The organism is Sphingopyxis terrae subsp. terrae NBRC 15098 (assembly GCF_001598815.1).
Taxonomy (GTDB): Bacteria; Pseudomonadota; Alphaproteobacteria; order Sphingomonadales; family Sphingomonadaceae; genus Sphingopyxis; species Sphingopyxis terrae.
In genome coordinates this window covers 282,804-298,170 of record NZ_BCZQ01000003.1, presented here as the reverse complement: position 1 = coordinate 298,170, position 15,367 = coordinate 282,804, and the positions used below count along the sequence as shown (strand labels likewise).

Below are 15,367 nucleotides of genomic sequence, written 5' to 3'. Positions count from 1 at the left end.
TTCCATTGCCGGTCGGCGACCCTAAAGCGCCGCCGCATTAGCGAAAGGGTGCGCGTTGGTCGAGTTACTTCCATTGTCCGAAATCGAACCGCAGGCAGTCGAGGCGCTCCTCGACGCCGCTTTCGGATCGGACCGCTTTGGACGAACCGCCTATCGCATCCGCGAGGGCATGGATGCGGTCCCCTGCCTCAGCTTCGCCGCCGTCGAGGATGGCGCGCTGGTCGGCACGATCCAGTGCTGGCCGGTCGCGCATCGCGATGCGCAGGGAGCGGCGATGCCGCTGGTGATGGTCGGCCCGGTCGCGGTGCGCCCCGATGTTCAGCGCGGCGGGCACGGCCGCGCGCTGATGGACCGCATGCTCGAATCGGCGCGGACGATGGCCGACGGTGCGCTGATGATGATCGGCGATCCCGAATATTATGGCCGCTTCTTCGGCTTCACCGCGGACGCGACGGGGGCGTGGGACTTGCCCGGCCCCTATGAAAAGCACCGCCTGCTCGCGCTCGCCGTCAACGGTCACGTTTTGCCCGTCGCTGCGGGTTTGATCGGCCCGCGCTGAAGGATCGCTTCAGGCGACCCCGTGATACCACCACACGCCGCCGCGATCCTCCTTGCGCACGCGGCCTTCGACCTCGAGCCGCTTGAGATGCGCCAGCGCTTCGCCGGTCGCCAGATTCTGGTTGTGGGCGCCGATCGGGCGGTTGAACAGCAGCGGGAAGGTGTCGACCGCGCGCATCGGGGTTTCGGCGACCGCTTCGGCAACCTTGTAGAGCCGCATGCGGTGTTCGTCGCGGAGCGCCATCAGGCGGACGTGCAGCCCGCGAAAGGGCTCGCCATGCGCGGGACAGGTCACGACGTCGGCGGGAACGGTCGCGAGCAGCTTGTCGATCGAGGCGAGCCATTCGCCCAGCGGATCGGCATCGGGTTCGGTGATGTTGACCGACACGTTCGAGCTGATCCGCGGCAGTACCTGATCGCCCGAGACCAGCACGCCTTCGCGCTCGTTCCACAGGCACGCATGTTCGGGGCTGTGGCCTGACCCGGTGACGACGCGCCACATGTGTTTACCGAAATCGATCCGGTCGCCGTCGGCGATGCGGACATAGCTGCGCGGCAGCGCGAAGATCATGCGCTGAAACATGTTCCAGCCGCCCGCGCGCTGGCGCTCGATCGCCTCGTCGTCCCATCCCGCGGCGCGCGACTGGGCCAGCACCTCGTCGGGTGCGACGTCGGACGAATCGGCGACGATGGCGCGCGCGGTGAGCATTTCGCCGCGCGTCATCCACAGCTTCACCTGCTGTTTCTTCGCGATCCAGCCGGCAAGGCCGATATGATCGGGGTGCAGATGCGTGCCGAAAACGCGCGTGATGCGCGTGTCTGCGAGCGGCCCGGCATAGAGCGCTTTCCAGGCGTCCGAGCAGATGGTCAGGCAAATGCCCGTATCGACCACCGCCACCCCGTCGGAGCCGTCGGGGGCAGCGTCGTCGAGCAGCCAGCTGTTGATGTGGCCGAGCGAACCCGGCATCGGGATGCGCGCCCAGCTGATGCCGTCGGCGATGCGGATCGTTTCGCCGGTCCCCGGTGCGGCGTCGCCCCAGGGATAGGTCAATCCGGCGTGGCTCGTCGCGGTAAAGCTGTCGTCCTGGGTCAGCGACGCGTCCGGCGAGCCGCTGGCCGCCGGAATATCATCTTCGTCGCCGCCGACCGCCATGCGTCAGGCTTCGTCGTCCGAATGATCCTCTGCCGCGCGCGCTTCGGCGGCGGCGCTGCGCTCGGCGCGCAGTTCCTCGAGCAGCGCCTCGCGGTCGCCTTCGAAGCGGCTGTCTTCGGGGGCCTTGATCCCCGCCTTTTTCGCGGCCTTCGCGACGATCGCGTCGAGTTCGCGCTGCGAGCAGAGGCCGAGCGTCACCGGATCCTTGGGTACGATGTTCGCGCTGTTCCAGTGGCTGCGATCGCGGATCGCGCCGATGGTGTTGCGCGTCGTGCCGATCAGCTTGCCGATCGCGCCGTCCGACACTTCGGGATGGTTCTTCAGGATCCAGGCGATGCCGTCGGGCTTGTCCTGACGCTTGCTGACCGGCGTGTAGCGCGGGCCGCGGGTGCGGCGGATCGTGTCCTGCGCCTGCTTCGTCATCTTGAGCTTGTACTTCGGGTCGTTCTGGCCCTTTTCAATCTCTTCCATCGACAGTTCGTGGGCGCGAACCGGATCGCGGCCGGTATATTTGGTCGCCGCGGTCTCGTCGGCGATCGCCTGCACTTCCAGGATATGGATGCCGCAATAATCGGCGATCTGGGCAAAGGTCAGGCCGGTGTTGTCGACCAGCCAGGCGGCGGTCGCATGCGGCATCAGCGGGGTGGCATCGGCATTGGCCATGACTGCTTCTCCAAAAGCGGAAATAATAAGGGCCGCCCCTCGCGGGGCGGCCGGACATTGGCCGCGGCTTTATACGCCTTTGCCGATGGCGGCAAGCCCCGGCGATTCGGCGGCGTTTGCGGCAATATTGTTTCAAGCCGCCCGGCGATGTGCCCCTTCAGCTATTTCAAAAGGAACGCCAGCATCCCGATCAGGCCTTTCGCCTCTGCCGAGCCGGCCGGTACGGGCGGCAGATAAGCACGGCAGTCGAGACAGGCGGCCTGCACCGATCCGCTGCTCGTCAGCATCTGCATATCCTGCACCAGCCGGCGCTCGGCGAGGGTGCGGTTCATTGCCGCGATGCCGAACCAGCCGCGCGGCGCGAGTGCGGTTTCATCCTGCTCGGCGCCGGTCCAGGCGGCGAGCATCTTCGACCATTCGCTCGGCTCTTCCTCGAAATATTGGGCGTGGAAGGCGCCATCGACCTTGGCAAGCTTCGCCGCGGCCGCGAGGGCGTCGGGCAGCCCGCCGAACTGGTCGACCAGCCCGATCTGACGCGCGGTGCCGCCGGCCCAGACGCGGCCCTCGGCGATCGCCTCGATCTTTTCGATGGGCTGTTTGCGGCTCTTGGCGACGAGGCCGGTGAAGCGGGCATAGACGTCCTCGACCCCCGCCTGCGCGAGCTGGTTGAACTCTTCGTTGACGCCGCCGAGGATGTCGGGCTGACCCGACAGCGGGGTGGTGCGGATGCCGTCGGTGGTGACGCCGATCTTGGCGAGTGTCTTGTCGAAACTCGGCAGGATGCCGAAGACGCCGATCGAGCCGGTGATTGTCTCGGGCTCGGCAAAGATGCGGTCGGCGGGGGTCGAGACCCAATAGCCGCCCGAGGCCGCAACATTCGCCATCGAGACGACGATCGGCAGCTTTTTCGCCTTGGCGACAAGCAGCGCCTGGCGGATCTGTTCGGACGCCAGCACCGATCCGCCGGGCGAATCGACGCGCAGCACGATCGCCTTGACGCCGTCGTCCGATGCGGCGTCGAGGATATGTTCGGCGATCGTATCGCCGCCGGCGCTGCCGGGGCGCGCCTTGCCGTCGACGATGGTGCCCACGACCGGAACGACCGCGATCGCGGCTCCCTTGGCTTCGGGCGGGTTGGCGGCGACCCAGTTTTTGAGCGGGATCGCATTATAGGCCCAAGGCTGGCTGTCGTCGGGCGCGCCGGCGATTTCGGCGACGCGCTCGCCGAAAGCGAGTCGGCCGCCGATCTTGTCGACCAGTCCGGCGTCGAGCGACGCCTTGCTGAGGTCATTGTTTGCGGCCTTCACCACCGCGGCCGGAGTGGCCAGCACCGCGTCGAGCTTTGCCTGCGGCCGCGCCTTCTTCACTTCGGCGAGCCAGGTGTCCCACAGCACCGAGGCATAGGCCAGATTGGCCTCCTTCGCCTCGGGCGACTGGTCGCTGCGCAGATAGGGTTCGACCGCGCTCTTGAAAGTGCCGACGCGATAGATGTTCGCGGTGATGCCGAGCCGGTCCATCAGCCCCTTGTAATAGAGGCGCGATCCGCCGGGACCGGCGACGGCGACGCCGCCGATGCTGTCGGTCCATATTTCGCTCGCATGCGCGGCGAGCTGATAGCTGTCGGTCGTGTAGGCGGTGGCGAAGGCGAGCACGGGCTTCTTGGCCGCCCGCACCTTGTCGACCGCGGCGCCGACTTCGGCAAGCGACACCTGTCCGCCGCCGACGAAGCGGTCGAGGTCGAGAACGACGGCGCTGACGCGGTCGTCCTTCGCCGCGGTTTCGATAGCGCGGACGACGTCGCGGGTGCGATATTCCTTCATCCGATCGCCGCCCGACACGGCGGCAAAGGGATCGACCTCGGCCGGTTGTTCGCTCAGCACGCCGTCGAGTTCGACAACGAGCGCGCCTTTGCTGACCGGCAGCGACGCATTGGGACGGCCGGAGAGCAGCGCGAACAGCCCGACGAAAAAGAGCAGGAGGAACAGGAGCGCGAGCCCGTCCTTGATCGCGACGAGCAGGTTCCAAACCTTGCGCGGAAAGCTGGTGCCGCCGCGCGGCCGGTCGTCGCCCGGCAGCGGGCGGCGCACCGGAATGGCCCAGGGGCCGGCGGAATCGGGGGTCTGGGGCGGCGTGGCGCTGGTGTCGGTCATGCCCCCGTGCCTAATCCGCCCGCTCGGCCTTGGCAATCCACGCTTCGACGGGCGTCCGACGAAGCCCCACGGGCGACGTCAGAGCCAGCCCTGTTCGCGGTACCAGCGCACCGTTTCGGCGAGCGCCTCATCGGTGGCGAGCGCGGGCTGCCACAGCGCTGCTGGCGGCTGTGTCCCGGCGGTCGCAACCCAGTCGGGATGCGCAATATAGGCGGCACGGTCGGGCGTCAGCTTGGCGCGGTCGCGGCGGACGAGGCGGTCGAGATGCCCGCCGGCCTTGAGCACCGCCGCCGGCACCGACAACGCCGGAACGCGCGGCCGCCCGACAGCGCGGCCGATCGCCCGGGCGAATTCGCGGTGCGTCCAGCCCCCGTCCTGACCGTCGTCGGGTTCGTAGATGCGGCCGAGGGTCTCGTCATTATCGGCCGTTACCACCAGCAGCAGGCGCGCAAGTTCGTCGACATAGATGGCCGACATCCGCCCTGGCGGGGGGAGCAGCGCGATGCCGCGGCTCACCATGCGGAACAGGTCGAGCATGTCCGTGTCGCCGGGGCCGAAGACGGCGGGCGGGCGAATGATGGTCCAGTCGAGCGCGCTTTCCATCACCACGGCTTCGGCGCGTTCCTTCGACCAGCCATAGTTCGACAGCGCCGGCTCGCGCGCGGCGAGCGACGAGACATGGACGAAGCGCGCCACCCCCGCATCGCGGGCGGCCGCAACCATATTGGCGGTCGCGATGGCATTGCCCGCCTCGAACGCGGCGCGCGTCGGTACGTTGACGACGCCGGCGATGTGCAACACCGCATCGGCGCCTGCGATCATCGCAGCAAGGCTGTCGGGCCGGTCGAGCGCGCCGTCGATCCAGGTCACGCCATCGCGCGGCTCTTGCGGCCGCCGCGTCAGCGCGCGCACCTCCCAGCCGGCGGCGACCGCCCGCCGCAATGTCGCGCCGCCAACGAAGCCGGTCGCACCGGTCATGGCCAGAATGGGCGGTTGGTCCGGCGCCGTCACAACAGGACCAGATGGTCGCGGTGGACGATTGCGGCGCGCGGCGCATAGCCGAGTGCGGCCTCCTGGGCATCGCGGCCGAGGCCGAGGATCGCCTGCGCATCGGCGGCGGTATATTCCGACAATCCGCGCGCGATCGTGCGCCCGTCGGGACCGGCGATGTCGAGGATATCGCCGCGTGCAAAGTCACCCGAGGCGCCGGTGACGCCGGCGGCGAGCAGGCTGGCGCCGCCGGCAAGCGCGCGCACCGCCCCGGCGTCGATCGTCAGTCGTCCCTTGGCGGTGAGCCCGCCCGCGAGCCATGCCTTGCGCGCGCTTGCGCCGCGTTCGGCCGTGAAGAGCGTGTGGCGTGCGTCGGCGGACAAGGGGCGTTCGATCCGTCCCGACGCGATGGCGAGGCTCGCGCCCGCCGAATTGGCGATCCGCGCCGCCGCGATCTTCGACACCATGCCGCCCGACCCCATGCCCGATGCCGATCCGGTGTCGGCCATCGCCTCGATCGCGGCGTCGATGCGGTCGACGCGCGCGATGTGCGTGGCGCCGGACTGCGCCGGGTTACGATCATAAAGGCCGTCGATGTCGGAGAGCAGGACGACGCCGGCCGCGCCCGCCGCCTGCGCAACGCGCGCCGCGAGCCGGTCGTTGTCGCCGAAGCGGATTTCCTCGGTCGCGACGCTGTCATTCTCGTTGATGATCGGAACCACGCCCAGGGTGAGCAGCCGGTCGAGCGTCGCGGCGGCGTTGAGGTAACGGCGGCGATGTTCGAGATCGTCGAGCGTGACGAGGATTTGCGCTGCGGTCAGCCCTTCGGCGCCCAAAACCTCGGCCCAGACCTGCGACAGCGCAATCTGTCCGGTCGCTGCCGCCGCCTGCGCATCCTCAAGGCTGGCGCGGCCGCCCTTGGCAAGGCCGAGCCGGCGAGCGCCGAGCGCAATCGCTCCCGACGACACCACGGCAACCTGCTGCCCGGCGCGGCAACGTGCCGCGATGTCGGCGGCGATCCCGGCCAGCCAGTCGCGCCGCACCGCGCCGCCTTCGTCGACGAGCAGCGCCGATCCGATCTTGACGATCAGCCGCGGGCAGGAGGCAGGCGCGAACAACATGCGCGCCCGATAGCGCGCAGATGCCTGCGCGCCAATGAAATTAGACTAAGGCGCATGGACAAGGTCGAACTGATCGAACGGCGACTTTGGGGTGGAGAGCGGACATTAACCTCCAGGCTCTATGATGCCGAACTCGGCGATTTGGAGAACATATGAAACTGCACGTGCTGTTGACGTCGCTACTTTTGGCTGCGGCCGCCTTCCCAGCATCGGCGCAACCATCTGCTTCACGACAATTGAAAGAAGCTGCCGCGATACGTGCTTTGCTATCGGGAAAATATGTCGGCTACTCGCTGCCAGGATGGGCCGACACGGACATATGGGAAGGGTTTGAAGCAAATGGCACTTGGACCGGAACCCTTCTGGGGCGAGGCCCGGTGCCATTTTCCGGACGGTGGAAAATCGATGGCGAACGGATTTGCGTGCTACCCGATCAAGAAGGCAGCGTGGCCACATGGTTTTCTGGGTGGCGCTGCCGTATTGTTTGGATCGACGAAAATACCGGCCGCCTATCCATGGAATATCTCGACCCCCGACGCGCTTCTTTCGGAGCCCTGTTACTGGAGATCAGAGATTTCCCGGCCAGCGTGCAGGTCCGCTAGCGGTCGATTCCGGTGAATCAATCCAAATCGGCGGCGAACGGCGACCTTGGGGTGGATTCCACCCTTTCCATTCTCGTCATGCTGAACTTGTTTCAGCATCCATGGACGGAGCTTTCGTCCGGCGCAGTGCATAAGGAAATGACGCGCCATGGATCCTGAAACAAGTTCAGGATGACGATGCTGCAAATGTCGCGCTTCGGTCGTGTCCGGAAAGGCAGCGTTCGGAACCAGATGGCGGTTAGCTGCAGTCCCTGCGGCGTTGGAATTTGTCCACGCGGCCTAGCGCTTGCCGCCGAAGGTGTAGCTCAGTGCGATCCCGAAGGCCGGCTGGTTGCGCGACCCGAAGGCGCGGGTGACGGGTGAGTCGGCGGCATCGCCGACGAGGCGGTCGTAGCGGGCAAAGGCCGCGACACCCCAATTGCGCGTCAACTGGCGCATATAGCCCGCGGTGACACCGACCGATTGCACGCCCCCCTTGGGATCATAGGCGGGCAGGCCCGAGGCGGCGACATCGGCGGGAGCGACGCCGAAATAGGCGCGGCTATATTTGCTGTCGCCGAGCGAGATGCGCGGCCCGATCGAAAACAGCCAGTCGTCGCCCTGGCGCGCGACATAATCCGCGCCGACATCGCCGACCCAGCCGCCATGGCCGCCGAGGCCCTTGCGTGCTTCGACCCGCACGCGCAGCGCCGGGGTTAGCCAGGCTTGGGCGAAGGCGCCGGCTTCGACCGTCAGTCCGACCTTGGGCAGGTTGCCGCCGACCGCTTCGGGCTTGCGCTTGCGGATTATGCTGGCGGTCGGGCCGAAGTCGAATTTCTTGTCGTCGACAAGGTCGAAGCCAAAGCTCTGGTCGGGGGCCTCGAAGGCGAAATCCTCGCCGGGCTTCGCGCGCGAGAGGTCGACGAAGGGGCCGACGACGAGCTTTTTGGATCCGGGGGTTTCGGGCCAGAATTGCGGCCCGGCGAAGACGCGGGTGCGCTTGCCGGTCGTTTCGCCTTCGTCCTGCGCGGCGGCCGGGACGGCGGTGAGCGCCGTGGCCGCGGCCAGGCAGAGCGAGAGAGGCGCGCGCAGGGCGCGGGACGCGTGGGGAGGCATGACGAACTCCTTGTTGTTCCGCGATCAAATGCCCCGCGGGCGCGTTTCGTTCCGCGCCGGCCGCCGCGCCGTCAAAGCGGCGACCAAGCGCCTTCGTCGTCGGCGTCGTCGCGATGGTCGGCCGCGGGCGCAACCGGGCCGATGGCTTCGAGCAATTTGTCGAGCACCGCGCCCACGCCTTCGCCGCTGGCGCCCGACAGCGCCATGACCGGATAGCCGCTTGCTTCTTCAAGCTCGGCCTTGAGCGCGGCGATCAATTCCTCGTCGAGCGTATCGACCTTGTTGAGCGCGACGACGACCGGCTTGTCGGTCAACCCCGCGCCATAGGCGTCGAGTTCGTCGCGCACGATGTGATAGCTGGTCGCGACATCGGCATCATTGGCATCGACCAGATGCAGCAGCACGCGGCAGCGTTCGATATGCCCCAGAAAGCGGTCGCCGATCCCCGCGCCATCGGCCGCACCTTCGATCAGGCCGGGAATATCGGCGATGACGAATTCGCGCCCCTTGTGGCTGACGACGCCGAGTTGCGGCCGCGTCGTCGTAAAGGCATAGGCGCCGACCTTGGCCTGCGCGTTGGAGACGGCGTTGATGAAGGTTGACTTGCCGGCATTGGGCAGCCCGACCAGACCCGCATCGGCGAGCAGCTTCAAGCGCAGCCACACCCACATTTCCTCGCCCGGCCAGCCGGGGCCGTGCTGACGCGGCGCGCGATTGGTCGAGCTTTTGTAGCTCGCATTGCCGCGCCCGCCGTCGCCGCCGCGCAGAAAGACGATGCGCTCGCCCTCCTTGGTCAGATCGGCGAGCAGGCTGCGATCTTCGTCATCGGCCAGGATCTGCGTGCCGATCGGCACCTGGATGACCAGATCGTCGCCGCCCGCGCCGGTGCGATCGCGGCCGGCCCCGGGGGTGCCGCGGCGGGCCTTGAAGTGCTGGGTATAGCGAAAGTCGATCAGCGTGTTGAGTCCGCTCACCGCCTCGAACACGATGTCGCCGCCCTTGCCGCCGTTGCCGCCGTCGGGGCCGCCATATTCGACATATTTCTCACGGCGAAACGAAACGGCGCCGGGGCCGCCGTCGCCGGACTTCACGAAAATCTTTGCCTGATCGAGGAAATGCATCGGCGCTCTTTAGGGCGAAGGGGCGCATTTGGCTAGGTCGCGATGGCGTCGCTCAACATGCCGCTGCCTTTGCCGCGCGCCGCGATATTATCCCGCCTATCGCGACGCCCAATAATCGAACGCGATCTGTTGCTGTTCGCGGATGAAACGCGTCGCGGCGGCGCCTTCCCACGGGCCGTCGTAGCCGAGCAATGGCGCAGTGCCGCCGACCCACCAGCCCTGACCGGGCAGCCGGTCGCTCTCGCGCACCACAAGCACGGCGAGATCGGGTTCGCCATCGAGTGCGCACAGCCGGTCGACCTCGCCCAGCGTCTTGCACAGCGCGCGCATCTTGGGCCGCGTGAAGCGGAAACCCAGGTCGCCGAGTATTTCGGAATAGCTGACGCTGCGTCCGTCGCGCGCCGCGGCGGTCAGGATCGCGCGAATGCGCGGCGCATCGCCCAGCGCGCCGGCATCGGCGGCGGCCGCTTCGCCGCCTAGCCCCTGGTCTTTGGCGGCCATGGGAAAAAGCCCGAGGTGCGCTGGACATAGTCGGCATAGCCGGGACGCGTCTTGTGCAGGCCCTTTTCCAGCAGCGCCTTGCCCGACCAGCGCGTCAGGGTGAAGGTCAGGAAAATGGGGCCGATGACGCTCGCCACGGCGGCCCACAGCCCGATGTCGGCGGCGACCAGCCAGATACCCCACCAGGTCAGCGCATCGCCGAAATAATTGGGGTGCCGCGTATAGCGCCACAGGCCGGCGTCGAGCACCTTGCCCTTGTTCGCCGGATTTTTGCGAAAGGCATCGAGCTGCGCGTCGCCGATGCTTTCGAACGCGATGCCGGTGAGCGCCGCGGCAACGCCCGCCCAGCCGATGACGCCCAGCGTCGGCACCGGACCGGCCACGCTGGCCCAAATGCCGATCTGCGCAGGGAGGCAGGTGAGGAACAGGAGCGGCGCCTGCGTCAGAAAGACGGTGAGGAGCGCCGTCTGCGCCCAGCTCCAGCCGCGGCGTTCCATCGTCCGCGCCATGATCCGTGTGTAGCGTGGGTCTTCGCCATGCGCGCGCCAGCGCACGAAGAGATGGATCGACAGGCGCAGCCCCCACAGCGTCGTGAGCGCGAGGATCGCCGCCGCGTGCACGCCTTCGATTCCGACCTGCGCCGCGCTTGCGAGTGCCAGCAGCACCATGCCGAAGGCCCAGAAGGCATCGATGAACGAGACGTCGCGGATCGCCACCGCGATACCCCAGAGGATGAGGATCGCCGCGATCAGTGCCGCGAAATTGATCGCCAGAAGCGTCACTATGTCGGTCATCGGCCCGGTCCCTCCTCGCCCTGTGCCTCCACGCCCTGCACCTCCTCGTCGCGGCCGACGATGTCGTCGATCGACCGGACGGCGCGTTCGGGTATTTTCGGAATACAGCTTTTATAGACGTCGAACACCTTCATCATGTCGGCGCGGAAATCCCCCGTCGGCCAGATCAGCGGCCCCAGGCCGCCGGTCTTGGTGCCATAGTCCATCAGGCCGACGACCATCGGCACCTTCGCGGCGAGCGCAATCTGGTAAAAGCCGGTGCGCCATTTCTTGGCCTTGCCCCGCGTCCCTTCGGGCGCGACGGTCAGCATGAACTCGCGCCGCCGCGCAAATTCCTGCACCATCTGCTGCACGACATTGCTGCTGTTCCGGCGATCGACGGCAATCCCGCCCATCTGCCGCATGAAGCCGCCGAGCGGCCATTTGAACAGCGACAGCTTGCCCATGAAATGGGCGCGCACGCCTAGGTCGGCGGTCAGGCCGAGATAGTTGACGAAATCCCAATTGCTGGTGTGCGGCGCGGCGATGATGATGAAGCGGCGCGGTTCGGGCACCTCACCCACCGCGGTCCAGCCGCGCAGCCGGTACAGCAGCAACAGCAGGCGGCGCACCGCGCGCGCGACCGGCCCCGGCAGATCGTCTTCGATCGGCGTCACGTCTCTCTCCCCATCCTTAGGGTCCTGACCCTAGCGCGACTTGCGCGAAAGCGGCGCCGCGCGCAAGCGGCTTGCGGCGCGCGGCGCTTTCTGCTCCTTTCGCGGCCTGTTCAGGGGAGGCCAACCAATGAAGATCATGTCCGCCTTGCTGTCGTCGGCGCTGCTCGTCGGCGCGCCCGCCACCGCGCAGCAGACGGCGCCGCGCGCGGACCAACTCGCCTTTCGCGATCTCTACAAGGAACTGGTCGAAACCGACACCACGCTGTCGGCGGGGAGCTGCACGCTCGCCGCCGAACGCATGGCGGCGCGCCTCAAGACGGCGGGCTTCGGCGACGATCAACTGACGCTGTTCGCGGACCCCGATCATCCGAAGGAGGGCGGCCTTGTCGCCGTCTATCCCGGCACATCGAAGACCGCCAAGCCGATCCTGCTCATCGCGCACATCGACGTCGTCGAGGCGAAACGTGCCGACTGGGAACGCGACCCGTTCAAGATGGTCGAGGAAAACGGCTATTTCTATGGCCGCGGAACGCTCGACGACAAGGCGCAGGCGGCGATCTGGACCGACACGCTGATCCGCTTCCGCAAGGAAGGGTACAAGCCCAAGCGCACCGTCAAGCTGGCGCTGACCTGCGGCGAGGAAACCAACGGCGCCTTCAACGGCGCCGAATGGCTGGCGGCGAACAAGCGCGACCTGATCGACGCCGAATTCGCGCTTAACGAAGGCGGTGGCGGCGACAGCGACGGCAAGGGCCATGTGATCGGCCAGTCGGTGCAGGTCGGCGAAAAGACCTTCGCCAATTTCCGCCTCGAAACCCGAAACGCGGGCGGCCACAGCTCGGTGCCGGTGCGCGACAATGCGATCTATCAGCTCGCGCGGGCGCTGACGCGGATCGACGAATATGAATTTCCGGTCGAAATGACCGACACGACGCGGCGCTTCTTCAGCGAAGCGGGCGCCGCGCGCGGGGACGAAATGGGCAAGGCGATGGCCGCGCTGGCCGCCGATCCCGCCGACAAGGCAGCAGAGGCGATCGTCAACAAGGATCGGTTCCTCCACGGCAATATCCGCACGACCTGTGTCGCGACCCTGCTCGACGGCGGGCACGCCCCCAATGCGCTGCCGCAGCGGGCGGGCGCCAATATCAACTGCCGCATCTTCCCCGGTCATCCGATCGAGGAGATCAAGGCCGAGCTGGAAAAGGTGATCGGCGACCCCGGCGTCACCGTGACGCAGCTCCCGCCAAAGCGCCCCGCGCCGCCGGCACCGCCGCTCGACCCCAAGGTGATCGGCCCGATGGAAAGGCTCGTCGCGCGCTATTGGCCGGGGCTGAAGGTCATCCCGTCGATGGCGAACGGCTATACCGATGCGACCTTCCTCGGCGCAGTGGGCATCCCGACCTATGGCATTCCCGGCATCTGGGGCGACCCCGACGGCAACGGCGTCCACGGCCTCAACGAACGGGTCGAAGTGAAGGCGGTCTATGTCGGCCGCGACTTCATGTACGATCTGGTCAAGGCCTATGCCGACAAGCCTTAGGTCCTGACCCTAGGATCGATCCTCCCAAGCCCTTTGCGTTGATGCGCTAGGATTGCTATCGCGCCGCGACAATGGCCAGCACCACCGACGACCTTCCGCCTCCTGAACCCGGCAATATCGACACCCCCTTCGGCAGTGCGCTGTCGGAGCGCTATCTGGTGTATGCGCTGTCGACGATCACGGCGCGGTCGCTGCCCGACCTGCGCGATGGGCTGAAGCCCGTGCATCGCCGCCTCTTGTGGGCGATGCGCGCGATGCGGCTCGACCCGTCGCAGGGCTACAAGAAGTCGGCGCGCGTCGTCGGCGACGTCATCGGTAAATTCCACCCGCACGGCGACACTGCGGTCTATGATGCGATGGTCCGCCTCGCGCAGGATTTCTCGCTGCGCTATCCGCTGGTCGACGGGCAGGGCAATTTCGGCAACATCGACGGCGATAACGCCGCCGCCTATCGCTATACCGAGGCGCGGCTGACGCGCGTCGCGATCGACCTGATGCAGGGGCTCGACGAAGGCACGGTCGATTTCCGTCCGACCTATAACGGCGAAGACGAAGAGCCGGAGATCATGCCCGGCCTGTTCCCCAACCTGCTTGCCAATGGCGCGAGCGGCATCGCGGTGGGCATGGCGACCAACATCCCGCCGCACAACGCCGCCGAGGTGATCGACGCCGCGCTGGTGCTGCTCGACAATCCCAGGGCCGAGCTTGCCGAGTTGCTGACGCATGTGCGCGGCCCCGATTTTCCGACCGGCGGCGTCATCGTCGACAGCGCGGAGACGATTGCCCACGCCTATGAAACCGGACGCGGCAGTTTTCGCGTCCGCGCGCGCTTTTCGACCGGCAAGCAGGACGGTGCGTGGGAGGAGACGGGGATCGAGAAGCAGGCGGGCGGCACGTGGCAGCTCGTCATCAGCGAGATTCCCTATGGCGTTTCCAAGGGCAAGCTGATCGAAGCGATCGCGCAGCTTATCGCCGACAAGAAGCTGCCGATCCTCGAGGATGTCCGCGACGAAAGCGCCGAGGATATCCGCATCGTGCTGGTGCCCAAGAGCCGCAACGTCGATCCCGACATCCTGAAGGAAAGCCTCTACCGGCTGACCGAGCTCGAAAGCCGCTTCGCGCTCAACCTCAACGTCCTCGATGCGACGCGCACGCCCAAGGTGATGGGGCTGCACCAATTGCTCACCGAATGGTTGCAGCATCAGATCATCGTCCTTGTTCGCCGCGCGGAGCATCGCATCGGCAAGATCGACGATCGGCTGGAACTGGTCGGCGGCTATCTCATCGCCTTCCTGAACCTCGACCGGGTGATCGAGATCATCCGCACCGAGGACGAGCCGAAGGCGGTGATGATGGCCGAATTCGAGCTGACCGACCGCCAGGCCGAGGCGATCCTCAACATGCGCCTGCGCAGCTTGCGCAAGCTCGAGGAAATGGAGCTGAAGCGCGAGCAGGCCGACCTGATCGCCGAGCGCGAGGAGCTGGCGAAGCTCGTCGCGAGCAAGGATCGCCAGAAGACGCGGCTGCGCAAGGATCTGGAAAAGCTGAAGGCCGTCTATGGCCTCGACACGCCGCTCGGCGCGCGGCGCACCGCGATCGCCGAAGCCGCGCCGGTGCGCGACATTCCGCTCGACGCGATGATCGAGAAGGAACCGGTGACGGTGATCCTGTCGAAGCGCGGGTGGATTCGCGCCCAGCGCGGCCATGTCGTGGCGGATCAATGGGCCGAGTTCAAGTTCAAGGAAGGCGACGAGCTCGCCTTTGCGGTGCATGCCCAGACGACCGACAAGCTGCTCGTCGCCGCGAGCGACGGGCGCTTCTATACCGTGGGCGCCGACAAGCTGCCCGGCGGCCGCGGCTTCGGCGAGCCGCTGCGCCTGATGGTCGACATCGACCCCGACGCGCGCATCGTCGCGCTGATCCCGGCGAGCGCCGACGGCCGGCTGCTGCTCGCTTCGTCGAGCGGGCACGGCTTCGTCGCGCAGATGGCCGATGTGATCGCCGAAACGCGCAAGGGCCGCAATGTCGTCAATCTGAAGCCCAAGGCACACTTGTCGGTCGTCCGCACGATCGCGGCGAACCATGACAGCGTCGCGGTGATCGGCGAAAACCGCAAACTTGTCGTCTTCCCGATCGCCGAAGTGCCGGTGATGGCGCGCGGTCAGGGCGTGATGCTGCAGAAATATCGCGATGGCGGCCTGTCCGACGCGACGAGCTTCGTCTTTGCCGAAGGGTTGAGCTGGACGATGGGCGGCGAGACAGGGCGCGTGCGCACCGAAACCGACCTCGGGCCGTGGCGCGTCGCGCGCAGTGCGTCGGGGCGGATGCCGCCAACCGGTTTCCCGCGTAACAATCGCTTCGACTGATCGCAATTTACGTTGCCGTAAATAGCTTCTTTACCTCCGGTCACTTAGGCATCGACC

The 15,367-nt window shown here is 66.9% G+C and carries 14 protein-coding genes; 4 read left to right on the top strand and 10 right to left on the bottom strand.

Annotated features, from left to right (window positions below; translation table 11 throughout):
• Positions 1-73 precede the first annotated feature (73 nt).
• The gene (locus STE01S_RS01500; RefSeq protein ID WP_082813176.1) at positions 74-559 is read left to right on the top strand and encodes a GNAT family N-acetyltransferase; all 486 of its coding nucleotides are present in this window, start codon (positions 74-76) and stop codon (positions 557-559) included.
• 9 nt (positions 560-568) lie between these two features.
• Here the strand turns inward: STE01S_RS01500 and STE01S_RS01495 are convergent, their stop codons facing one another.
• The 5 genes from STE01S_RS01495 to proB all read right to left on the bottom strand — a co-directional run bounded on the left by STE01S_RS01495 (position 569) and on the right by proB (position 6,635).
• On the bottom strand, positions 569-1,711 hold the full coding sequence (locus STE01S_RS01495; RefSeq protein WP_062764206.1) for an MBL fold metallo-hydrolase: 1,143 nt from the start codon (positions 1,709-1,711) through the stop codon (positions 569-571).
• Positions 1,712-1,714: 3 nt separating this feature from the next.
• Positions 1,715-2,347 (bottom strand): DUF1013 domain-containing protein, encoded by a 633-nt coding sequence (locus STE01S_RS01490; protein ID WP_062764582.1) that lies wholly within the window; start codon positions 2,345-2,347, stop codon positions 1,715-1,717.
• A 188-nt stretch (positions 2,348-2,535) separates the two neighbouring features.
• Positions 2,536-4,524, bottom strand: coding sequence for a signal peptide peptidase SppA (sppA, locus tag STE01S_RS01485; protein WP_003042878.1), 1,989 nt, complete (start codon positions 4,522-4,524; stop codon positions 2,536-2,538).
• 78 nt (positions 4,525-4,602) lie between these two features.
• Positions 4,603-5,502, bottom strand: a complete 900-nt coding sequence (locus STE01S_RS01480) for an NAD-dependent epimerase/dehydratase family protein (protein ID WP_062764204.1) — start codon at positions 5,500-5,502, stop codon at positions 4,603-4,605.
• Positions 5,503-5,531: 29 nt separating this feature from the next.
• Positions 5,532-6,635 carry a glutamate 5-kinase gene (proB, locus tag STE01S_RS01475; RefSeq protein WP_062764202.1) on the bottom strand — a complete coding sequence of 368 codons (1,104 nt, stop codon included), beginning with the start codon at positions 6,633-6,635 and terminating at the stop codon, positions 5,532-5,534.
• 152 nt (positions 6,636-6,787) lie between these two features.
• Between proB and STE01S_RS20220 the strand changes: the two genes are divergently transcribed.
• Positions 6,788-7,237 (top strand): hypothetical protein, encoded by a 450-nt coding sequence (locus tag STE01S_RS20220; RefSeq protein ID WP_162928175.1) that lies wholly within the window; start codon positions 6,788-6,790, stop codon positions 7,235-7,237.
• Positions 7,238-7,516: 279 nt separating this feature from the next.
• Here STE01S_RS20220 and STE01S_RS01470 read toward each other — a convergent pair whose 3' ends face one another.
• From STE01S_RS01470 to STE01S_RS01450, 5 genes are all read right to left on the bottom strand, one after another.
• Positions 7,517-8,332 (bottom strand): MipA/OmpV family protein, encoded by an 816-nt coding sequence (locus STE01S_RS01470; protein WP_062764200.1) that lies wholly within the window; start codon positions 8,330-8,332, stop codon positions 7,517-7,519.
• Positions 8,333-8,403: 71 nt separating this feature from the next.
• The gene (gene obgE / locus STE01S_RS01465) at positions 8,404-9,453 is read right to left on the bottom strand and encodes a GTPase ObgE (RefSeq protein ID WP_003042868.1); all 1,050 of its coding nucleotides are present in this window, start codon (positions 9,451-9,453) and stop codon (positions 8,404-8,406) included.
• 96 nt (positions 9,454-9,549) lie between these two features.
• Entirely contained in the window at positions 9,550-9,954 is a 405-nt protein-coding gene (locus STE01S_RS01460) for a hypothetical protein (RefSeq protein WP_062764198.1), read from the bottom strand.
• Positions 9,930-10,748 carry a DUF1295 domain-containing protein gene (locus tag STE01S_RS01455; RefSeq protein ID WP_062764196.1) on the bottom strand — a complete coding sequence of 273 codons (819 nt, stop codon included), beginning with the start codon at positions 10,746-10,748 and terminating at the stop codon, positions 9,930-9,932. Before STE01S_RS01455 ends, STE01S_RS01460 begins: the two co-directional genes overlap by 25 nt.
• Positions 10,745-11,404 carry a lysophospholipid acyltransferase family protein gene (locus tag STE01S_RS01450; protein WP_082813175.1) on the bottom strand — a complete coding sequence of 220 codons (660 nt, stop codon included), beginning with the start codon at positions 11,402-11,404 and terminating at the stop codon, positions 10,745-10,747. The genes STE01S_RS01455 and STE01S_RS01450 overlap by 4 nt, the downstream gene beginning before the upstream one ends.
• A 127-nt stretch (positions 11,405-11,531) precedes the next feature.
• Between STE01S_RS01450 and STE01S_RS01445 the strand changes: the two genes are divergently transcribed.
• Positions 11,532-12,944, top strand: coding sequence for a M20/M25/M40 family metallo-hydrolase (locus STE01S_RS01445; RefSeq protein ID WP_062764577.1), 1,413 nt, complete (start codon positions 11,532-11,534; stop codon positions 12,942-12,944).
• 71 nt (positions 12,945-13,015) lie between these two features.
• Entirely contained in the window at positions 13,016-15,310 is a 2,295-nt protein-coding gene (gene parC / locus STE01S_RS01440) for a DNA topoisomerase IV subunit A (RefSeq protein WP_062764194.1), read from the top strand.
• The last annotated feature ends 57 nt before the right edge of the window (positions 15,311-15,367 follow it).